Raw genomic sequence first — 17,304 nt, forward strand, 5'->3', positions numbered from 1 at the left:
GAGAGATGCGTTACGGCTTCGACATCGGCGGCACCAAGATCGAAATGGCCGCTTACGATCGCCGGCTCAATCAGGTGCTGCTTCAGCGCGTGCACACCCCAACCGGCGATTATGGCGAGTTCGTGGCCTGCATCGCCGGGCTGGTCGAGCAGGCGGACCGCGAGCTGCATACACGCGGCAGCATCGGCATCGGCCTGCCGGGGATCACCGATCCCGTCAGCCGCCGCCAGCTGGCGGTCAACGTGCCCTGCCTGACCGGGCATTGCCTGGCGGATGATTTGACGCAGGCGCTGGCGCGGCCAATCGCCATCGAGAACGACTGCCGCTGTTTCGCGCTGTCGGAAGCCAGCACGCCGCAAACCGCCCATCTGCCGCTGGTGTTCGGCGCCATCATCGGCACCGGTGCCGGCGGTGGCCTGGTGGTGAACCGGCAATTGCACAAGGGGCGCAACGGGCTGGCGGGCGAATGGGGCCATATGCCGATCTCCGCCCAGCTGGCGCAGCGTTACGATCTGCCGCTGTTCGGCTGCAACTGCGGGCTGACCGGCTGCTTTGAACGCTACGTCTCCGGCAGCGGGCTGCTGGCGCTGAGCCGCCACTTTGCCCATCCGGCCGCCGACGTGCCGGCGCTGGTCGCCAGCTATCGCGCGGGGGATACGCTCGCACAGTGGCTGATGACCGTCTACGTCGACATTCTGGCCAGCGCGCTGGCCGGTTTGCAGCTGCTGCTGGACGTCGATGCCTTCGTGTTGGGCGGTGGGTTGTCGAACGTCGGCGAGCTGTATCGGCTGCTGCCGGCGGCGATGCGGCACTGGCTGCTGCCGGGCGTGGAACCGGCAGCGGTATTCCCTCCGGTGCACGGTGACAGCAGCGGCGTGCGTGGCGCGGCGCTATTACAGACGGCGGCATAAAAAAAACAGTGAAAGCCCGGCGGCTGTCGAATGATCGCTGCGGCTTTCGCCGCCGCAGGGCCGAATAAAGCCATCGCGAGAATTGTCGACTGAAAAATAACGAATTTGCCGTTTTCACTTTGTGTTAATACCGCTTTCGGTTACCGCTAAACCGAAAGCAAAATTAAATATAACCAACTGATAGATATAGATATTTTTAAATTAATCGATTGCATTTCAGTGTTTCGTTTGCTGTAATTCGCCACGAACAACTGAAAGCGCTCCGGTCGGTATCGCTGCGGCTTATTAAGCCGCGGTCGGGCACGGCTACAGGTAAATCAGGAGTCTGCGTTAATGATCAATACCGCAAAACGCCGGGAATTAATTATCGACCAGCTGTGCCGCGAAGGCTCGGTGCGCGTGGAACAGCTCAGCCAGCAGTTTTCGGTGTCCAGCGTCACCATCCGCAGCGATCTGCGCCAGCTGGAAAAACACGGCTGCGCGGTGCGCGCTTACGGCGGCGCCATGTTGAACAAACAGTTCGCCTTCGATCGCCCGCTGCAAGACAAGGGCCGCATCAACCGCGACGTAAAACACGCCATTGCCTGCGCGGCGGCGGCGCTGATTGAAGACGGCGATGCCGTCATCCTCGACTCCGGCTCCACCACCAGCCAGATGGCGCCGCAGCTGGCGGGGAAAAAGGATCTGGTGGTGATGACCAATGCATTGAACATCGCCTTCGAGCTGGCCAACAACGAGCAGATCGATCTGATGGTGGTCGGCGGCAGCGTGCGCCGCAAGGCCTGGTCGCTGTACGGCCCCGCCGCCGAACAGCAGCTGCGCCAGTACCGGTTCGACAAGCTGTTTCTCGGCGTCGACGGTTTCGATCTGGCGGGCGGCATCACCACGCCGGATCCGGGCGAAGCGCAGCTGAACCGCGTGATGTGCGAGGTGGCGCGCGAAGTGATCGCCATCGCCGACGCCAGCAAATTCGGCCGCACCAGCTTTTGCATGATCCGCGAAATCGGCCAGATCCACCGCCTGGTCACCGACAGCCGCATTCCGGAACACTATCTGCAGGCGCTGCACCATTTAGGGATCGACGTGATTATCGCCGACCGTTAACCGAGGCTTTTAAGGAGTTGTCATCATGAACGCGTATTTCTCTTACGAGGCGGATTGGCTGAAGCAGCGCAACGCCTGGCACACCGCCGCAGAGATTTGGCAGCAGCCGGATCTGTGGGCGGCGCTGCACCGGCAACTGCAGGATCAACAGGCGCAGTGGCAGCCGTTCCTGGCGCCGCTGTTGGCCAATCCTCGGCTGCAAATCGTGCTGTGCGGCGCCGGCAGCTCGGCGTTCGCCGGCCGCGCCCTGGCGCCCTGGCTGCGCGAACGAACCGGCCGCGACGTGGCGGCCTACGGCACCACCGATATCGTCGCCAACCCGCGGCAGTACCTCGATCCTGAGCGGCCGACGCTGCTGGTCTCCTTCGCCCGCTCGGGCAACAGCCCGGAGAGCGTGGCGACGGTGGAGCTGGCCGACCAACTGCTGCCGGAAAGCTACCACCTGATGCTGGTCTGCAACCCGGACAGCAAGCTGGCGCAGTATGCGCATCGGCGCGACAACGTCTGTTCGCTGGTGATGCCGCAAGGCTCCAACGATCAGAGCTTCGCCATGACCTCCAGCTTCAGCTGCATGATGCTGAGCGCCGCGCTGCTGCTCGGCCCGCTTTCGCTCGAGGCCGCCCAGGCGCCGCTGAACGCCATGGTGCAGCGCTGCCGCGCACTGCGCGAAACGCTGCAGCCACAGGTAAAGGCGCTGGCCGCCAGCGGTTTCCGCCGTTATATCACCCTCGGCGGCAGCTGCTTTACCGGCCTGGCGGAAGAGGCCTCGCTCAAGATGCTGGAGCTGACCGCCGGGCGCATCGTGACGCGCTACGACTCGCCGCTCGGCCTGCGCCACGGCCCGAAATTTATGGTCGACGGCCAAACATTGGTGGTGGTGATGTTCTCCCACGACGACTACGCCCGCCAGTATGACCGCGATCTGTGGAACGAGCTGCAGCGCGACGGGTTGGCGATGCAATTGGTCGGTTTGACCGGCGATCTCCAGACGCCGTCCGATGCCCTGCTGCCTATGCACCAAGCCACGGACGATATCTGGCTGCTGTTCCCATATCTGCTGTTCACCCAGATGCTGGCCTTCGAGAGTTCGCTGGCGCTGGGGCTGACCCCAGACAACCCTTGCCCAACCGGCGAGGTTAACCGGGTGGTGAAAGGCGTGACGATTTACCGTTTCCCTTCCCCCGTGCTGTAAGGAGATCCCATGTATCTGATATCCAACCGAGAAATGCTGCTCAAGGCGCAGCGCCAGGGTTACGCCGTCCCGGCGTTTAACGTCCACAATCTGGAAACCGTGCAGGTGGTGGCGGAAACCGCCGCCGAGCTGCGCTCGCCGGTGATCATGGCCGGCACGCCCGGCACCTTCAGCTACGCCGGCACCGACTACCTGATCGGCATTTGCCAATCGGCCGCGCACCGCTACGATTTGCCGCTGGCGCTGCATCTGGATCATCACGAGGAGCTGGACGACATCGAGCACAAGGTGAAAAGCGGCATCCGCTCGGTGATGATCGACGGTTCCCATCTGCCGTTCGAGCAGAACATCGCCAAAGTGGCTGCCGCAGTGGCCCTGTGCCACCGCTATGGCGCCAGCGTGGAGGCCGAGCTGGGCCGCCTGGGCGGGCAGGAAGACGATCTGATCGTCGATACGGCGGACAGTTTCTATACCGACCCGGTGGCGGCACGCGAGTTCGTCGCCGCCACCGGCATCGATTCGCTGGCGGTGGCGATCGGTTCCGCCCACGGGCTGTATCACGGCGAGCCGAAGCTGGACTTCGAGCGCCTGGCGCTGATCCGCGAACAGGTGGACGTGCCCCTGGTACTGCACGGCGCCTCCGGCATTCCGGAGGTGATGGTCAAACGCGCGATCTCGCTCGGTGTCTGCAAGGTCAACGTCGCCACCGAACTGAAAATCGCCTTCGCCGATGCGGTGAAAAGCTACTTTTCACAGCACCCGGATGCCAACGACCCGCGCAAATATATCGTCCCCGGCAAGCTGGCGATGAAAGAAGTGGTGGCGGAAAAGATCCGCATCTGCGGCAGCAGCGGCATGCTGTAACCCCGCGCTCGCCCCCGGTTTCGTGGCTGCACCACGGGGGCGAAAACATCCCGCCATTTCCCGCTTTCCTGAGAGAACGATCACAGCCTTTTACCCTGCCCGCGCCGGAAACCATTAACCGGTCTTCACTATGATCCAAATCATGGTTTTACTCACCCTACCTCCCTATTATCAAATTCATTGGATGCAGGCAGTAGGATTTTTGCCCATTCGTTTTTATTTCGCCAGGCGAAATAGATTATTTGATGAAAACAAGCGTGCTTGTTTTTTAATTGGCAGCATTTTTACTCTGAGAGGAAAAGCGTATGAACCATTACTTAGCCGTATTAAGCGCATTGGTCATTCTGCCCTTCGCTCTGCAAGCAAAACCGCTTTCCGGCAGCCCGGTCGCCTCCGGCGTCGTGCGCTTCACCGGCGCCATTACCACCCCGGCCTGCACCATCACACATCAGGATGAACAGCTTATCTCCAACTGCTTCGGTAAAGTGACGGAATATCAGAACGGGTATATTTCCTCTTCGTTAAAAGAAATGCCAAAAGAATTAGTCTCTGCCGTCACCAGCGAAATGGTGAATAACGATCCCCATTTAAAGCGCGTGACCATCAGCTATAAGTAACGCCAACGCGTTAATGTCTGATGAAATAATAAACAAGACACAACTTGTCTTGATGACTTATAAATTTATTTTATAAATTTAACGTGCAATGACTCCCCGGCTTACCCTGAGCCGGCTATTTGGGCAACCCTGCGGTTGCCCATCAGCATGTCCGAAATCCGCCATCGCTTCCCCCGCTTTCATGCGATAATCGCCATACCAACCCGAGGAGTGATCCAGATGCAGACTTTTTTGATTGATCGTACCGCCACGCCGGTGGGAGAACTGGTGCTGATTGCCGATGAACAGGGGCGCCTGCGGGCGATTGACTGGACCGATCACGAAGCGCGCCTGATGAAGCTGCTGAATACCCACTACCGCGCCGATCGCTTCACCCTGCGCGAGCAGCGCGATCCCAGCGGGCTGACCGACGCGATGCAACGCTATTTCGCCGGTGAGCTGAGCATTATCGATCGGCTGCCGGTGATGACCGCCGGCACCGAGTTCCAACGCACCGTGTGGCAACAGCTGCGCCAAATCCCCTGCGGCGAGATCCTGACCTACGGCCAGCTGGCGCAACGTATCGGCCGCCCGACCGCCTCACGCGCGGTCGGCATGGCCAACGGTTCGAATCCGATCAGCATCGTGGTGCCCTGCCACCGGGTGATCGGTTCGCAGGGCGCGCTGACCGGCTATGCCGGCGGCGTGCAGCGAAAGCAGTGGCTGCTGCAGCACGAAGGTTACTTGCCGCAGGATCTGCTCTCGCGCTAGCGCGGCACATAGTCCGGCGGGACGCCCTCCGCCGGGGCGGCGGGATAGTAGTCCGGCGGCACCGGCGATGAGGTGGCCTCACCATAACCGTAGGCCACCGGCACCTTGTTACCTTTGGCGTACATGCACTGCGTATACACGGTATCATAGCGGTCTTGCAGGTCATCGCTGCTGCGCCAGGCCGAGTTATTGGCCATCGCGCTGCCGACCAGCAACCCGCCACCCGCGCCGATCAGCGCGCCGGGGCCGGCATGACCGGATGCGGCGCCAATCAACGCCCCTGCCGCCGCGCCGACGGCCGTTCCCGCCACCGCCGTTCCCGTCGCCGAATTGGCCGCCGTTTGCGCTCCGCTGCCAAGGCTGTTTTGCGCATAGCCGCGGCACATGGCCTCATCGCGATTGAATTGTTCGTAACTTTTCCCCGTGCCGGGCAGCGCGGTGACCCCGGGCCCGGAAGGCGCAGAGACGCAGCCGGCCAACAGCCCGGCCAGCGCCACTATCGGGAAAGCAAAAGAGTGTCTCATCACGCACCGCCTTTAATCACCGGGAGAACGGACCGTCTGGCACCACCTTCATCCAACCGTCAGGACAACGCGGCACCTGGGGGTAATAGCCCGCCGGGCGGCGGCAGTAGTAGGCATAGCTCGGCGGCTTTTCGATATAGGTCTGCGGCGGCGGCGGCGTGACATACACCACCGGCGGCGGCGGGTAATAGAGCGGCGGCGGCCCCCAGGGCACGCCGATCACCACGCGCGGCCCGCCGTAATAATAGCCGTGCCGGTAGTAGCCGTGGCCGTAATAGCCGTGGGCGAAGGCGGCGGCGCTGGCCGTCATCAACACCGCGGCGGCCGCCATCAACAGTATGCGCTTTTTCATCATCCACTCCCGAACAGGATCGTTCACCTGCCTTTCTGACCTTCAGCTTAACGCCGATGCGGCGCGGCTTTGCGGTGAGGATTCGGATGAATGCGACAAGCTTTCGCCAGTAAATGTGTCAAAGGATGATTGATTCACGCCGCTAAAACCTGTCAATGCGAGCCGCGCAGACCACCCGCGCCGATTGCCCTGCCTTATGCCGCCGGAATGGCGACCGCACGTTGCGCATAAGTGCCAAATAAATCTAGCGACTTCAGCGCGATACAGAATAATCGGCGGCATGTGTGCGCAAAATTCGCACACAATACCCCTATTCATGCTAATGCCACCCTTATCAGCTGCAGCAAAAGATGTTAAAATTGACTCATATCAATTATTGAATGAGCGTAATCTATGATCCCGGAAAAACGCGTGATTCGTCGTATCCAGTCTGGTGGTTGTGCGATCCATTGCCAGGACTGCAGCATCAGCCAGCTGTGCATTCCTTTCACCCTTAATGCCCACGAGCTGGACCAGCTCGACAACATTATCGAGAGGAAAAAGCCCATCCAGAAAGGCCAGACCCTGTTCAAGGCCGGCGACGAGCTGAAATCGCTGTACGCGATCCGTTCCGGGACCATCAAAAGCTACACCATCACCGAGCAAGGCGACGAGCAGATCACCGGTTTCCACCTGGCGGGTGACCTGGTGGGCTTCGACGCCATCGGCGGTCTGAAGCACCCAAGCTTCGCTCAGGCGCTGGAAACCTCGATGGTGTGCGAGATCCCATTCGAAACCCTCGACGATCTGTCCGGCAAAATGCCTAATCTGCGTCAGCAGATCATGCGACTGATGAGCGGCGAGATCAAAGGCGACCAGGACATGATCCTGCTGCTGTCGAAGAAAAATGCCGAAGAGCGCCTGGCGGCGTTCGTTTACAACCTGTCGCGCCGCTTCGCGGAGCGTGGCTTCTCGCCGCGCGAGTTCCGGTTGACCATGACCCGCGGCGACATCGGCAACTACCTCGGCCTGACGGTGGAAACCATCAGCCGCCTGCTGGGCCGCTTCCAGAAAAGCGAAATCCTCAGCGTGAAAGGCAAATACATCACCATCGAAAACGCCGACGCCCTGTCGGTGCTGGCCGGTACGCCACGCATCAACGTGACCGTCAACGCCTGATTCCCCTGCCGGATCAACATTTCACCGAAATTGTTGATCCGGCACGCTTCTGTTGTTGTTCTGTTTTTCAATGTTGGGTTACTCTGTAAATTAACAGACTGTTGATTTCAGCTGTAAGGAGGCCCTATGGCGAAGTATCAGAATCTTCTGGTGGCTATTGACCCCAATCAGGACGATCAGCCGGCATTGCGCCGCGCCGTGTACCTGGTAAAACGGAACGGCGGGCGCATCAAAGCCTTCCTGCCCATTTATGACTTCTCTTACGAAATGACGACCCTGCTCTCCCCGGACGAAAGAACGGCGATGCGGCAAGGTGTGATCAGCCAACGCGCCGCCTGGATCAACGAGCAGTGCCGCTTCTATCTCAACGACGGCGTGCCGATCGAAATCAAAGTGGTCTGGCATAACCGCCCCTTCGAAGCCATCATTCAGGAAGTGCTTTCCGGCCAGCATGATCTGCTGCTGAAAATGGCGCACCAGCACGACCGGCTGGAGTCGGTGATCTTCACCCCCACCGACTGGCACCTGCTGCGCAAATGCCCTTGCCCGGTGTGGATGGTAAAAGACCAACCCTGGCCAGAAGGCGGCAAAGCGCTGGTGGCGGTCAACCTGGCCAGCGAAGAACCCTATCACGACCCGCTCAATATCAAACTGGTGCAAGAAACCGTCGAACTGGCGCAGAACGTCAACCAGACCGAGGTTCACCTGGTCGGCGCCTATCCCGTTACCCCGATCAACATCGCCATCGAGCTGCCCGACTTCGATCCGAGCGTCTACAACGACGCCATCCGCGGCCAGCATCTGATCGCCATGAAGGCGCTGCGGCAGAAATTCTGCATTAAGGAAGAGTTCACCCACGTGGAAAAAGGCCTGCCGGAAGAGGTGATCCCCGATCTGGCCGAACACCTGCAGGCCGGCGTGGTGGTTCTGGGCACCCTGGGCCGCACCGGCATTTCGGCGGCCTTTATCGGCAACACCGCGGAACATGTGATCGACCATCTGAAATGCGATCTGCTGGTGATTAAGCCGGAGAACTTCAACTGCCCGATCGAGGCGGATGAAGACGATGAGCACGACGACGAAGATTAGCCTTCACGCATAAAAAAATGGGCCGCTAATAAGCGGCCCGTTTTTTTGGTTGCTCAACTACTTCTGCAATGCCCGCAGAATCGCTTCCACGCTGTCTTTGGCGTCGCCGAACAGCATCTGGGTGTTCTCCTTGAAGAACAGCGGGTTCTGCACGCCGGCGTAGCCGGTGTTCATCGAGCGTTTAAACGCGATCACGTTCTGCGCTTTCCACACTTCCAATACCGGCATGCCGGCGATCGGGCTGCGCGGATCTTCCAATGCCGCCGGGTTCACCGTGTCGTTGGCGCCAATTACCAGCACGGTGTCGGTATCCGGGAAATCTTCGTTGACTTCATCCATCTCCAGCACCACGTCGTACGGCACCTTCGCCTCCGCCAGCAGCACGTTCATGTGGCCCGGCAAACGCCCCGCGACCGGGTGAATGCCGAAGCGCACCTTCACGCCGCGCGCCCGCAGTTTCTCGGTGATTTCCGCCACCGGATATTGCGCCTGCGCCACCGCCATGCCGTAACCCGGGGTGATGATCACGGAGGTGGAGTTCTTCAGCTGCTCGGCCACCTCTTCCGCCGTGGTTTCACGGTATTCGCCCATCTCTTCGGCATCGCCGGTAGACGAACCGTCACTGCCGAAACCGCCGGCGATCACGCTGATAAACGAGCGGTTCATTGCCTTACACATAATGTAAGACAGGATCGCCCCCGAAGAGCCCACCAGCGCGCCGGTGACGATCAGCAGATCGTTGCTCAGCATGAAGCCCGCCGCGGCCGCCGCCCACCCCGAGTAGGAGTTGAGCATCGACACCACCACCGGCATGTCGGCGCCGCCGATCGAGGCCACCAGATGCCAGCCGAACGCCAGTGCGATCGCCGTCATCAGCAGCAGCGTCACCACCTGCCAGCCCACGCTGTCGGTACGCACGAACGCCACCAGCAGCAGGAACGAGATCACCAACGCCGCTAGATTCAGCTTGTGGCGGTTCGGCAGCATCAGCGGTTTGGAAGAGATGATGCCGCGCAGCTTGCCGAAGGCGACGATCGAACCGGTGAAGGTTACCGCGCCGATAAAGATACCGAGGAACACTTCGGTCAGATGGATATTCGCCATCACCGGCTCCATCGGCGCGCCGTGATCCAGGTAGCTGTTGAAACCGACCAGCACCGCTGCCAGGCCAACGAAGCTATGCAGCACCGCCACCAGCTCCGGCATTTCGGTCATCTCGACCTTCTTGGCCAGATAGACGCCGATCGAGCCGCCGATGATCATGGCGATGATGATCCAGCCGACGTTGCCGGAATCCGGCCCCAGAATGGTGGCGATCAGCGCGATCGCCATACCGGCGACGCCGAACAGGTTGCCCTGCTTCGACGTTTCATGGCGCGACAGGCCCGCCAGGCTGAAAATAAACAAAATAGCGGCAACAATGTATGCAGCTGTAACCAATCCTCCAGACATTTGTTACCCCTTAGTTCTTGCGGAACATCTTCAGCATGCGCTGAGTGACGGTGAACCCACCGAAAATATTGATGCTGGCGATCAGCACGGCGATAAAGGAGAGGAAACTCACCCAGCCGCCATGGCCGATCTGCAACAGCGCACCGACCACGATAATCCCTGAGATCGCGTTGGTGACCGACATCAACGGGGTATGCAGCGCATGGCTGACATTCCAGACCACGTAGTAACCGACCACGCAGGCCAGCGCGAACACGGTAAAGTGCGACAGGAACTCTTTCGGCGCCGCGTCCGCCAACCAGCCGAACAGCAGGATCGCCAGGGCCATCAGGCCGTACTTCAGCCACGGCGAGGTCGGTTTGGCTTCGGGTTTGGCCACCGGTGCGGCGGCAGGCGCCGCTTTCGGCTGGGCGGAGACCTGGATTGGCGGCGCCGGCCAGGTGACTTCACCGCTGCGCACCACGGTAACGCCGCGGATCACCGTATCGTCGAAATCGATGTCGATCTCGCCGTTTTTCTCTTTCGACAGCAGCTTCAGCAGGTTGACCAGGTTGGTGCCGTACAGCTGCGAAGATTGCGTCGGCAGGCGGCTCGGCAGGTCGGTATAGCCGATGATTTTCACGCCGTTGTCGGTCACGGTAATGGTGTCGGCCACCGTCAGTTCGCAGTTGCCACCGGTTTGCGCCGCCAGATCGACGATCACGCTGCCCGGTTTCATCGACGCCACCATCTCTTTGGTGATCAGCTTCGGCGCCGGTTTACCCGGGATCAACGCGGTAGTGACGATGATATCGACCTCCGCGGCCTGCGCGGCGAACAGCGCCATCTCGGCCTTGATAAAGGCTTCAGACATCACTTTGGCGTAGCCGTCGCCGCTGCCCGCTTCCTCTTCAAAATCCAGCTCGAGGAATTCCGCGCCCATGCTCTGCACCTGCTCTTTCACTTCCGGGCGGGTGTCGAAGGCGCGCACGATGGCGCCGAGGCTGCCCGCGGCGCCGATCGCCGCCAGGCCGGCCACGCCGGCACCGATGATCATCACCTTGGCCGGCGGCACTTTGCCGGCGGCGGTGATCTGGCCGGTGAAGAAGCGGCCAAACTCATGCGCCGCTTCGACGATCGCGCGGTAGCCGGCGATGTTAGCCATCGAGCTCAGCGCATCCATCGACTGGGCGCGCGAGATGCGCGGTACCGAGTCCATCGCCAGCGCGGTGACGTTGCGCGCCGCCAGCTTGGCCATCAATTCGGGGTTTTGCGCCGGCCAGATAAAGCTGACCAGCGTGCTGCCTTCGCGCATCAAGGCGATCTCGTCGTCTTGCGGCGCGTTGACTTTCAGGATCAGATCCGACTGCCACACTTCGCTTTCGTCGACCAGCGCCGCACCGGCGGCTTCGTAGGCGACGTCCTCAAAACTGGCCAGTTTGCCCGCCCCGCGTTCAATCGCGACGGTAAAACCCAGCTTCAGCAGTTGTTCCACCGTTTTCGGCGTGGCTGCGACCCGGGCTTCATTGGCCAACCGCTCTCTTGGTACACCAATACGCATAATGTTCCCTTCTCACCTGTCTTGGATGATGTTTATTATTTTCCTGCCCATAGCATGACGCCAGCGGCGAGCGAGGCGTTAACTTGCCCGCACTGATTTCAGACGCCAACTATAACCTACTGAAAATAAGGTCGATGATCCATAATTGCTTACGCATTCAGCTCTGTTTTTACATAAAAACGCCGCGCGTGATATGACAAATCGCAATTTACCGTGAAAAAACCCATACAGAACAGCGCATTCTGCGTGACAAGAGGTTTACGCTCGGCGTAACGATTTATGGCCACTCGCGGCGAAAAAGCATAAAAGTTATCATTTTGTGAATAATTAACATTAATGACACCAGAGCCTTTATTATGGAAACTTATGACGATGGCGCCATCCGTGCGGCCCGCGTCAACGTCGGCGATTTGTCGCACGGGATAACATAAAATGCTGAGACAGTTTTCAGAATTACATGTAATAATCGACGGCTGAATTACACTTAAACAGTTCAGTACGTTATAAACGTTAATGCGCTAGGCGAAAGGATTTTTTATGAAGCTGAAGACCACGATCATCGCGTCAGCCTTGTTATCACTCACCGCGCTGTCTGCTCATGCGGCGCAAGAGTTAACTCCTGAGAAAGCAGCGGCGCTGAAGCCGTTTGATCGCATCACGATTACCGGCCGCTTCAATGCCATCAATGAAGCCGTCGACGCCGTATCCCGCCGTGCAGACAAACTGGGTGCCGATTCCTTCTATATCCAGGACAGCAACAACAGCAACAACGGCGGCAACTGGCGCGTCACCGCAGACCTTTATCATAAAGATGCGCCAGAAGTGAGCAAAACACCAAAATACCGCGTATTTAACGGCGTGAACGAACTGCCTAAAGATGAAGCCTATCTGCTGGAGCCTTACGATACCGTGAGCGTCAGCGGTTTCTACCGCAGCCAGCCGGACATCAACGACGCCATCTCCAAAGAAGCGAAGAAAAAAGGCGCTGCATCCTTCTTCATCGTGCGCCAGGTTGACGCCAACTCCGGCGGTAACCAGTTCGTCACCGCCTACATCTATAAGGCCGATGCGCCAAAACGCCGCGTGCAGAGCCCGGATGCCATTCCGGCCGATTCTGACGCCGGCCGCGCCGCGCTGGCCGCCGGTGGCGCCGCTGCCGCGAAAGTCGAAATCCCTGGCGTCGCGTCTTCCGGTTCGCCAAGCCGCGACGTGGGCCGTTTCTTCGAAACCCAGTCCTCTACCGGCCAGCGCTATACCGTCACGCTGCCTAACGGCACCAAGATCCAGGAAGTGAACAACGTGACCGCCGCGCAGATGGTGCCGTTCGATTCCGTCACCTTCACCGGCCACTTCAACAGCATGACCGATGTCTCCACCGAAGTGGCGAAACGCGCGGCCGAGAAAGGCGCCAAGTACTACCACGTCACCCGCCAGTGGCAGAACAAGAGCGGCGGCAACCTGACCGTCAGCGCCGATCTGTTCAAATAAAACCCGCTTTTCGGTTTACCATCGGGCAGCCCTTGAGCTGCCCGTTTTTATTGCCGCTTTTTTCATCGCACGTTGAATAGTTTTTTGTAAATTCCGCATATTCAATCATTGCATCTCTAATCATCCCTCCGTAAAATTTGCGCCAATTTTTAGGGCTATTGTCTATTCGCGCAGTGGTTGTTAATACATTGTTGCCGCCAAGCAGTTCCCTTCCAGTTGTTTATTCTGCGTTCAGGATCCGTCATTGGAAAAAAAACTCGGTCTTACCGCGCTAACCGCTTTGGTGCTCAGCTCGATGCTGGGCGCCGGCGTGTTCAGTCTGCCGCAAAACATGGCGCAGGTCGCCAGCCCCGCCGCGCTGCTGCTGGGCTGGGGGATCACCGGCGTCGGCATTCTGTTTTTGGCCTTCGCCATGCTGCTGCTTACGCGTTTGCGTCCGGATCTGGACGGCGGCATCTTCACCTACGCCAAGGAAGGGTTCGGCGAGCTGGTGGGCTTCTGCTCCGCCTGGGGTTACTGGCTGTGCGCCGTGATCGCCAACGTCTCGTATCTGGTGATCGTGTTCGCGGCGCTGAGTATCTTCACCGATCGCGGCGGCAGCGTCATTCTCGGTGACGGCAATACCTGGCAGGCGCTGATCGCTGAATCCGCCCTGCTGTGGATCGTGCATGCGCTGGTGCTGCGCGGCGTGCAAACCGCGGCCAGCATCAATCTGGCGGCCACCCTGGCCAAGCTGCTGCCGCTGGGGATGTTCGCCGTTCTGGCGGCGATCGCCTTTAAAATGGACGTGTTCACGCTGGATTTCAAAGGCATCGCCCTCGGCAAGCCGGTGTGGGAACAGGTCAAGGACACCATGCTGATCACCCTGTGGGTGTTTATCGGCGTGGAAGGCGCCGTGGTGGTTTCCGCCCGCGCCCGCAATAAGAAAGACGTGGGCCGCGCCACCATGCTGGCGGTGCTGTCGGCGCTGGCGGTGTATCTGATGGTCACGTTGCTGTCGCTGGGCGTGGTGCCGCGCAGCGAACTGGCCGAAATGCGCAACCCGTCGATGGCGGTGCTGATGGTGGAACTGATCGGCCCGTGGGGAGACGTGCTTATCGCCGCCGGCCTGATCATTTCCGTGTGCGGCGCCTACCTGAGCTGGACCATCATGGCGGCCGAAGTGCCGCTGCTGGCCGCGCAGCACGGCGCGTTTCCGCGCGTGTTCGGCAAGCAGAACCGCCATCACGCCCCGTCCTCTTCGCTGTGGCTGACCAACATTGCAGTGCAGCTGGCGCTGGTGCTGATCTGGCTGACCGGCAGCAACTACAACTCGCTGTTGACCATCGCTTCAGAAATGATCCTGGTGCCTTACTTCCTGGTCGGCGCGTTTCTGTTCAAGGTGGCTTACCGCCGCCGCGACAAGCGCCTGATCTTCGCCGCGACCGGCGCCTGCGTCTATGGTTTGTGGCTGCTGTACGCGTCCGGGCTGATGCACCTGCTGATGTCGGTGCTGCTGTATGCGCCAGGGCTGTTGGTGTTCATGTATGCCCGCCGCGGCCACCGGGATATCAATCTGCTGAATCGCCTGGAAAAGAGCAGCATCTTCTTGCTGCTGGTGGCCACGCTGCCTGCCGGCTGGTTTATGTTGCACTAACATCGCCTGCCAATGCGGCTGCCCAGCAGCCGCATTTCGTTTCCCCGCTTTCCTCTTTTTTACCTCTCTCCACGCTATTGATCCGCCAATTGCCACGCTTGCGATCTTAAATGCAATTAATTATCATTATCATTTATAGCATCACCGTCAGGACACAGGTGAGGCCCCCGATGAGAAACATCAGGAGGTCTTGTTAAGACAGGCTGAAAATGGAAGGCATTTCATGGCTGAAAAACTGCTGCACACACTCCCCCTGTTTGCCGCCTGGGAAGCGCTGATCGCCGAAGGCAACACGGCGTTCAATCAGCAACGCGATCGCCTGGCAATGACGCACTATCAACAGGCGCTGGAAGTCGCTCAGGCGATCCTCGCCGAGAAACCCTGGCTAAATGCGGACTATACCGCCAGATTTGAAGCCCTGAATATTTTCGAGTCAGCCCTTGCCGCGCTGATCGTCACGTTCAACAACATGACCCATCTGCGCCTGCGGCAAAAGCCCCTGCGCGGCATTGAGCCGCACGTGCATCAGGCCCGGCTCGCCATCGAGCAGGTGATGGACGATACCTCGCTGTGCGAACAGATGCAGCAGGTCGCCGAACGGCACCTGCTGCGTTTCCGAATAGAAACGCTGCAGGTGCTGCGCGAACACCGGCTGCCGGAAACCAGCGTCTGCGCACCCACGGTAAACCATTCCGCCACCGTGCATTAACAACGACACCACGACCTGAGGGGTAATCTGCCAATGAATGAATTGAATGACGACATGAAGAAAATGCTGGCCAAACAGCTGCCTGTACAGGCAACCAGCAGCCCGAACGGCGTGCCCGATATCGGCCCCAAACGTTCTCTGCGCCTCTATGATAACCGTACGCTGATTTACAACGAAAATACCGGTGGCCAGACGCTGCAAAATATCAGGGAGGGATCGAAAATGGCCGTCGTGGTCATCGACCGCGAGGCGCTGGACGGTTACCGCTTCGTCGGCACCCCAGAACTGTTCCTGGCGGGCAAGCCGTTTGACGACGCGTTGGCATTTGCAGAAAAAAATGGAATGAAGCCGCCGAAATACGCGGTGCTCATTCATATAGACAGTATTTATACCCTGCGCTCCGGCCCCAATGCCGGGACCCGGCTTTAAGGCAGGCCGCTACGCAGCGCGGAATTTCACGTTCATGGTTAGGCCATCGCGGTCAGTCAATTGCCTAACCATGAACGGGCGGCCGGTCGATGCAACCGGTCAGCTTTTAGGGGGAATGGTGACGGTCATACGCTCACCCACCAGGGCAATCGCGATGCCTTCCGCGCACTCTTTCTGAATGGCCGCCAGCTGTTGAGTCTCCAGTGCATAGGGCAGCTGAATATCAAACACCGTCAGGCCCTGCTGCTGCGCCAGGTCAATCAGGCGCACGATATTGGTTTCATCGCTGACCTGCGTTGACACCACCTGCAGCGCCAGCTCTTTCAACTGCTCTTTGCGCGTTTGTGACGTGGTCACGCGCGATTTCAACACCATGCCGAAGATCGGCATCACACCATAAATAGCATCAACAAAGCGCCAGTGCTTCCTGCACGATGCGGACAGAAAATCCATGTAGTCGAAACAGATTTTCTCACTGCGCGCGATGGATGCAAGGTGATTGCTGTTCATCCCCTCATTCCTCTCATGGCCAGTGTTAACCCGTGGTCTTTCAAGCCGCCGCCGGGCGACAACCTGAAATGCATTGGGGATCTTACATCCAGAAATGGATAATCATGCGAAGCTTTAACGACTTTCCGCCGTATAATGGCATAATTCCCCTATTGTTTGCCAGTCTGTCCAGGAGCTTTAATCAATGGAACACCCCAACTCTGCCCCGGTGCTGATTACCGGCGGCGCGCGGCGCATCGGGCTGGCGCTCGCCAAAGCGTTTCTCGAGCGCGGCGTTCCCGTCATCATCGCCTATCGCAGCGAATATCCGGCGATGGCCGAGTTGAAAGCCTTGGGCGCCTGCTGCATTCAGGGCGACTTTTCCACGCACGAAGGCATCTACCTTTTCGCCGACCGGGTGCGGCAGGTGGCGCCCAAACTGCGCGCGGTGATCCACAACGCCAGCGCCTGGCAGGCCGAGTCGCCGGAGGTGCCGCCGGAGCAGGTAATGGCGGCGATGCTGCAGATTCACGTCTATACGCCCTATTTGCTCAATCAGCTGCTCGAATCCTGCCTGACCGGCCAGGGCCAGGCCGGTGCCGACATCATCCATCTGACCGACTATGTGGTGGAAAAAGGCAGCGACAAACACATCGCCTACGCCGCCAGCAAGGCCGCGCTGGACAATATGACCCGTTCGTTTGCCCGCAAGCTGGCGCCGGAGGTCAAGGTCAACGCCATCGCGCCGGCGCTGATCATCTTCAATGCGGGCGACGATGAAGCCTATCGCCAGCAGGCGTTGGCGAAGTCGCTGATGAAGGTAGCGCCGGGCGAGAGCGAAGTGGTCAACCTGGTGAACTACCTGCTGGAGAGCCGCTACGTGACCGGCCGCACCCACGGCGTCGACGGCGGGCGGCCGCTGCGCTGACGCAAAGATCCGCATGGCGCATCCTCGCAGGCCGCGCTATGCTGAAATCCGCTTTTCTTATTAAAACACGGG

General features: G+C 59.5%; 18 protein-coding genes. 13 read left to right on the forward strand and 5 right to left on the reverse strand.

Translation table 11 applies throughout. The features are described 5' to 3' along the window. The first annotated feature begins 5 nt into the window (after positions 1–5). The 6 genes from QOL81_RS01200 (at position 6) to ogt (ending at position 5,438) form a co-directional block, all read left to right on the forward strand. Entirely contained in the window at positions 6–911 is a 906-nt protein-coding gene (locus QOL81_RS01200) for an ROK family protein (RefSeq protein WP_283439738.1), read from the forward strand. 333 nt (positions 912–1,244) lie between these two features. Beyond that, positions 1,245–2,015 carry a transcriptional repressor AgaR gene (gene agaR / locus QOL81_RS01205; protein WP_038880262.1) on the forward strand — a complete coding sequence of 257 codons (771 nt, stop codon included), beginning with the start codon at positions 1,245–1,247 and terminating at the stop codon, positions 2,013–2,015. A 25-nt stretch (positions 2,016–2,040) separates the two neighbouring features. Next, complete coding sequence (locus QOL81_RS01210; protein WP_060418660.1) at positions 2,041–3,207, forward strand: SIS domain-containing protein; 1,167 nt, start codon at positions 2,041–2,043, stop codon at positions 3,205–3,207. A gap of 9 nt (positions 3,208–3,216) precedes the next feature. Continuing rightward, positions 3,217–4,071 (forward strand): tagatose bisphosphate family class II aldolase, encoded by an 855-nt coding sequence (locus QOL81_RS01215; RefSeq protein WP_283439586.1) that lies wholly within the window; start codon positions 3,217–3,219, stop codon positions 4,069–4,071. A 305-nt stretch (positions 4,072–4,376) separates the two neighbouring features. Further along, the gene (locus QOL81_RS01220; protein ID WP_049198300.1) at positions 4,377–4,688 is read left to right on the forward strand and encodes a YmdA family protein; all 312 of its coding nucleotides are present in this window, start codon (positions 4,377–4,379) and stop codon (positions 4,686–4,688) included. A gap of 219 nt (positions 4,689–4,907) precedes the next feature. Beyond that, a complete protein-coding gene (gene ogt / locus QOL81_RS01225) occupies positions 4,908–5,438 on the forward strand; it encodes a methylated-DNA--[protein]-cysteine S-methyltransferase (RefSeq protein WP_049198299.1) in 531 nt (176 codons plus the stop codon). Here the strand turns inward: ogt and QOL81_RS01230 are convergent. Together QOL81_RS01230 and QOL81_RS01235 are read right to left on the reverse strand one after the other, a co-directional pair. After that, entirely contained in the window at positions 5,435–5,962 is a 528-nt protein-coding gene (locus QOL81_RS01230) for a glycine zipper family protein (RefSeq protein WP_089186032.1), read from the reverse strand. The genes ogt and QOL81_RS01230 overlap by 4 nt on opposite strands. Positions 5,963–5,978: 16 nt before the next feature. Continuing rightward, positions 5,979–6,314, reverse strand: coding sequence for a hypothetical protein (locus QOL81_RS01235; RefSeq protein WP_060418645.1), 336 nt, complete (start codon positions 6,312–6,314; stop codon positions 5,979–5,981). A 393-nt stretch (positions 6,315–6,707) separates the two neighbouring features. Here QOL81_RS01235 and fnr point away from each other — a divergent pair, with 393 nt between their 5' ends. Further along, the gene (gene fnr / locus QOL81_RS01240) at positions 6,708–7,472 is read left to right on the forward strand and encodes a fumarate/nitrate reduction transcriptional regulator Fnr (RefSeq protein WP_004938278.1); all 765 of its coding nucleotides are present in this window, start codon (positions 6,708–6,710) and stop codon (positions 7,470–7,472) included. A 126-nt stretch (positions 7,473–7,598) separates the two neighbouring features. After that, positions 7,599–8,561, forward strand: a complete 963-nt coding sequence (gene uspE / locus QOL81_RS01245) for a universal stress protein UspE (RefSeq protein ID WP_004938281.1) — start codon at positions 7,599–7,601, stop codon at positions 8,559–8,561. Positions 8,562–8,618: 57 nt separating this feature from the next. On the opposite strand, the gene pntB is transcribed toward uspE, so the two are convergent. Continuing rightward, positions 8,619–10,013, reverse strand: coding sequence for a Re/Si-specific NAD(P)(+) transhydrogenase subunit beta (gene pntB, locus QOL81_RS01250; RefSeq protein WP_283439587.1), 1,395 nt, complete (start codon positions 10,011–10,013; stop codon positions 8,619–8,621). A 10-nt stretch (positions 10,014–10,023) separates the two neighbouring features. Next, positions 10,024–11,553: a Re/Si-specific NAD(P)(+) transhydrogenase subunit alpha gene (gene pntA, locus QOL81_RS01255; RefSeq protein WP_141968606.1), complete on the reverse strand. Its 1,530-nt coding sequence runs from the start codon at positions 11,551–11,553 to the stop codon at positions 10,024–10,026. A 537-nt stretch (positions 11,554–12,090) separates the two neighbouring features. On the opposite strand from pntA, the gene ydgH reads away from it, so the two are divergent. From ydgH to QOL81_RS01275, 4 genes are all read left to right on the forward strand, one after another. Next, positions 12,091–13,041 (forward strand): DUF1471 family protein YdgH, encoded by a 951-nt coding sequence (gene ydgH / locus QOL81_RS01260; RefSeq protein WP_049198294.1) that lies wholly within the window; start codon positions 12,091–12,093, stop codon positions 13,039–13,041. 244 nt (positions 13,042–13,285) lie between these two features. Further along, entirely contained in the window at positions 13,286–14,677 is a 1,392-nt protein-coding gene (locus tag QOL81_RS01265; protein WP_047730635.1) for an amino acid permease, read from the forward strand. A gap of 223 nt (positions 14,678–14,900) precedes the next feature. Beyond that, a complete protein-coding gene (locus QOL81_RS01270) occupies positions 14,901–15,386 on the forward strand; it encodes a DUF2753 family protein (RefSeq protein ID WP_169318458.1) in 486 nt (161 codons plus the stop codon). A 33-nt stretch (positions 15,387–15,419) separates the two neighbouring features. Next, complete coding sequence (locus QOL81_RS01275; protein WP_169318459.1) at positions 15,420–15,815, forward strand: pyridoxamine 5'-phosphate oxidase family protein; 396 nt, start codon at positions 15,420–15,422, stop codon at positions 15,813–15,815. Positions 15,816–15,914: 99 nt separating this feature from the next. Here the strand turns inward: QOL81_RS01275 and QOL81_RS01280 are convergent, their stop codons facing one another. Continuing rightward, entirely contained in the window at positions 15,915–16,325 is a 411-nt protein-coding gene (locus QOL81_RS01280) for a hypothetical protein (RefSeq protein WP_038880297.1), read from the reverse strand. Positions 16,326–16,509: 184 nt separating this feature from the next. Here QOL81_RS01280 and folM point away from each other — a divergent pair, with 184 nt between their 5' ends. After that, on the forward strand, positions 16,510–17,232 hold the full coding sequence (gene folM, locus QOL81_RS01285; RefSeq protein WP_038880299.1) for a dihydromonapterin reductase: 723 nt from the start codon (positions 16,510–16,512) through the stop codon (positions 17,230–17,232). Positions 17,233–17,304: the final 72 nt, after the last annotated feature.

Origin of the sequence: Serratia sp. CC22-02, from assembly GCF_900182895.1 — a bacterium.
GTDB classification, from domain to species: Bacteria; Pseudomonadota; Gammaproteobacteria; order Enterobacterales; family Enterobacteriaceae; genus Serratia; species Serratia nevei.

Excerpts from the sequence above, each read along its gene's own strand:
- QOL81_RS01200 (WP_283439738.1), top strand. The coding sequence starts at position 6 with ATGCGTTACGGCTTCGACATCGGCGGCACCAAGATCGAAATGGCCGCT.
- agaR (WP_038880262.1), top strand. The coding sequence starts at position 1,245 with ATGATCAATACCGCAAAACGCCGGGAATTAATTATCGACCAGCTGTGC.
- QOL81_RS01210 (WP_060418660.1), top strand. The coding sequence starts at position 2,041 with ATGAACGCGTATTTCTCTTACGAGGCGGATTGGCTGAAGCAGCGCAAC.
- QOL81_RS01215 (WP_283439586.1), top strand. The coding sequence starts at position 3,217 with ATGTATCTGATATCCAACCGAGAAATGCTGCTCAAGGCGCAGCGCCAG.
- QOL81_RS01220 (WP_049198300.1), top strand. The coding sequence starts at position 4,377 with ATGAACCATTACTTAGCCGTATTAAGCGCATTGGTCATTCTGCCCTTC.
- ogt (WP_049198299.1), top strand. The coding sequence starts at position 4,908 with ATGCAGACTTTTTTGATTGATCGTACCGCCACGCCGGTGGGAGAACTG.
- QOL81_RS01230 (WP_089186032.1), bottom strand. The coding sequence starts at position 5,962 with ATGAGACACTCTTTTGCTTTCCCGATAGTGGCGCTGGCCGGGCTGTTG.
- QOL81_RS01235 (WP_060418645.1), bottom strand. The coding sequence starts at position 6,314 with ATGAAAAAGCGCATACTGTTGATGGCGGCCGCCGCGGTGTTGATGACG.
- fnr (WP_004938278.1), top strand. The coding sequence starts at position 6,708 with ATGATCCCGGAAAAACGCGTGATTCGTCGTATCCAGTCTGGTGGTTGT.
- uspE (WP_004938281.1), top strand. The coding sequence starts at position 7,599 with ATGGCGAAGTATCAGAATCTTCTGGTGGCTATTGACCCCAATCAGGAC.
- pntB (WP_283439587.1), bottom strand. The coding sequence starts at position 10,013 with ATGTCTGGAGGATTGGTTACAGCTGCATACATTGTTGCCGCTATTTTG.
- pntA (WP_141968606.1), bottom strand. The coding sequence starts at position 11,553 with ATGCGTATTGGTGTACCAAGAGAGCGGTTGGCCAATGAAGCCCGGGTC.
- ydgH (WP_049198294.1), top strand. The coding sequence starts at position 12,091 with ATGAAGCTGAAGACCACGATCATCGCGTCAGCCTTGTTATCACTCACC.
- QOL81_RS01270 (WP_169318458.1), top strand. The coding sequence starts at position 14,901 with ATGGCTGAAAAACTGCTGCACACACTCCCCCTGTTTGCCGCCTGGGAA.
- QOL81_RS01275 (WP_169318459.1), top strand. The coding sequence starts at position 15,420 with ATGAATGAATTGAATGACGACATGAAGAAAATGCTGGCCAAACAGCTG.
- QOL81_RS01280 (WP_038880297.1), bottom strand. The coding sequence starts at position 16,325 with ATGAACAGCAATCACCTTGCATCCATCGCGCGCAGTGAGAAAATCTGT.
- folM (WP_038880299.1), top strand. The coding sequence starts at position 16,510 with ATGGAACACCCCAACTCTGCCCCGGTGCTGATTACCGGCGGCGCGCGG.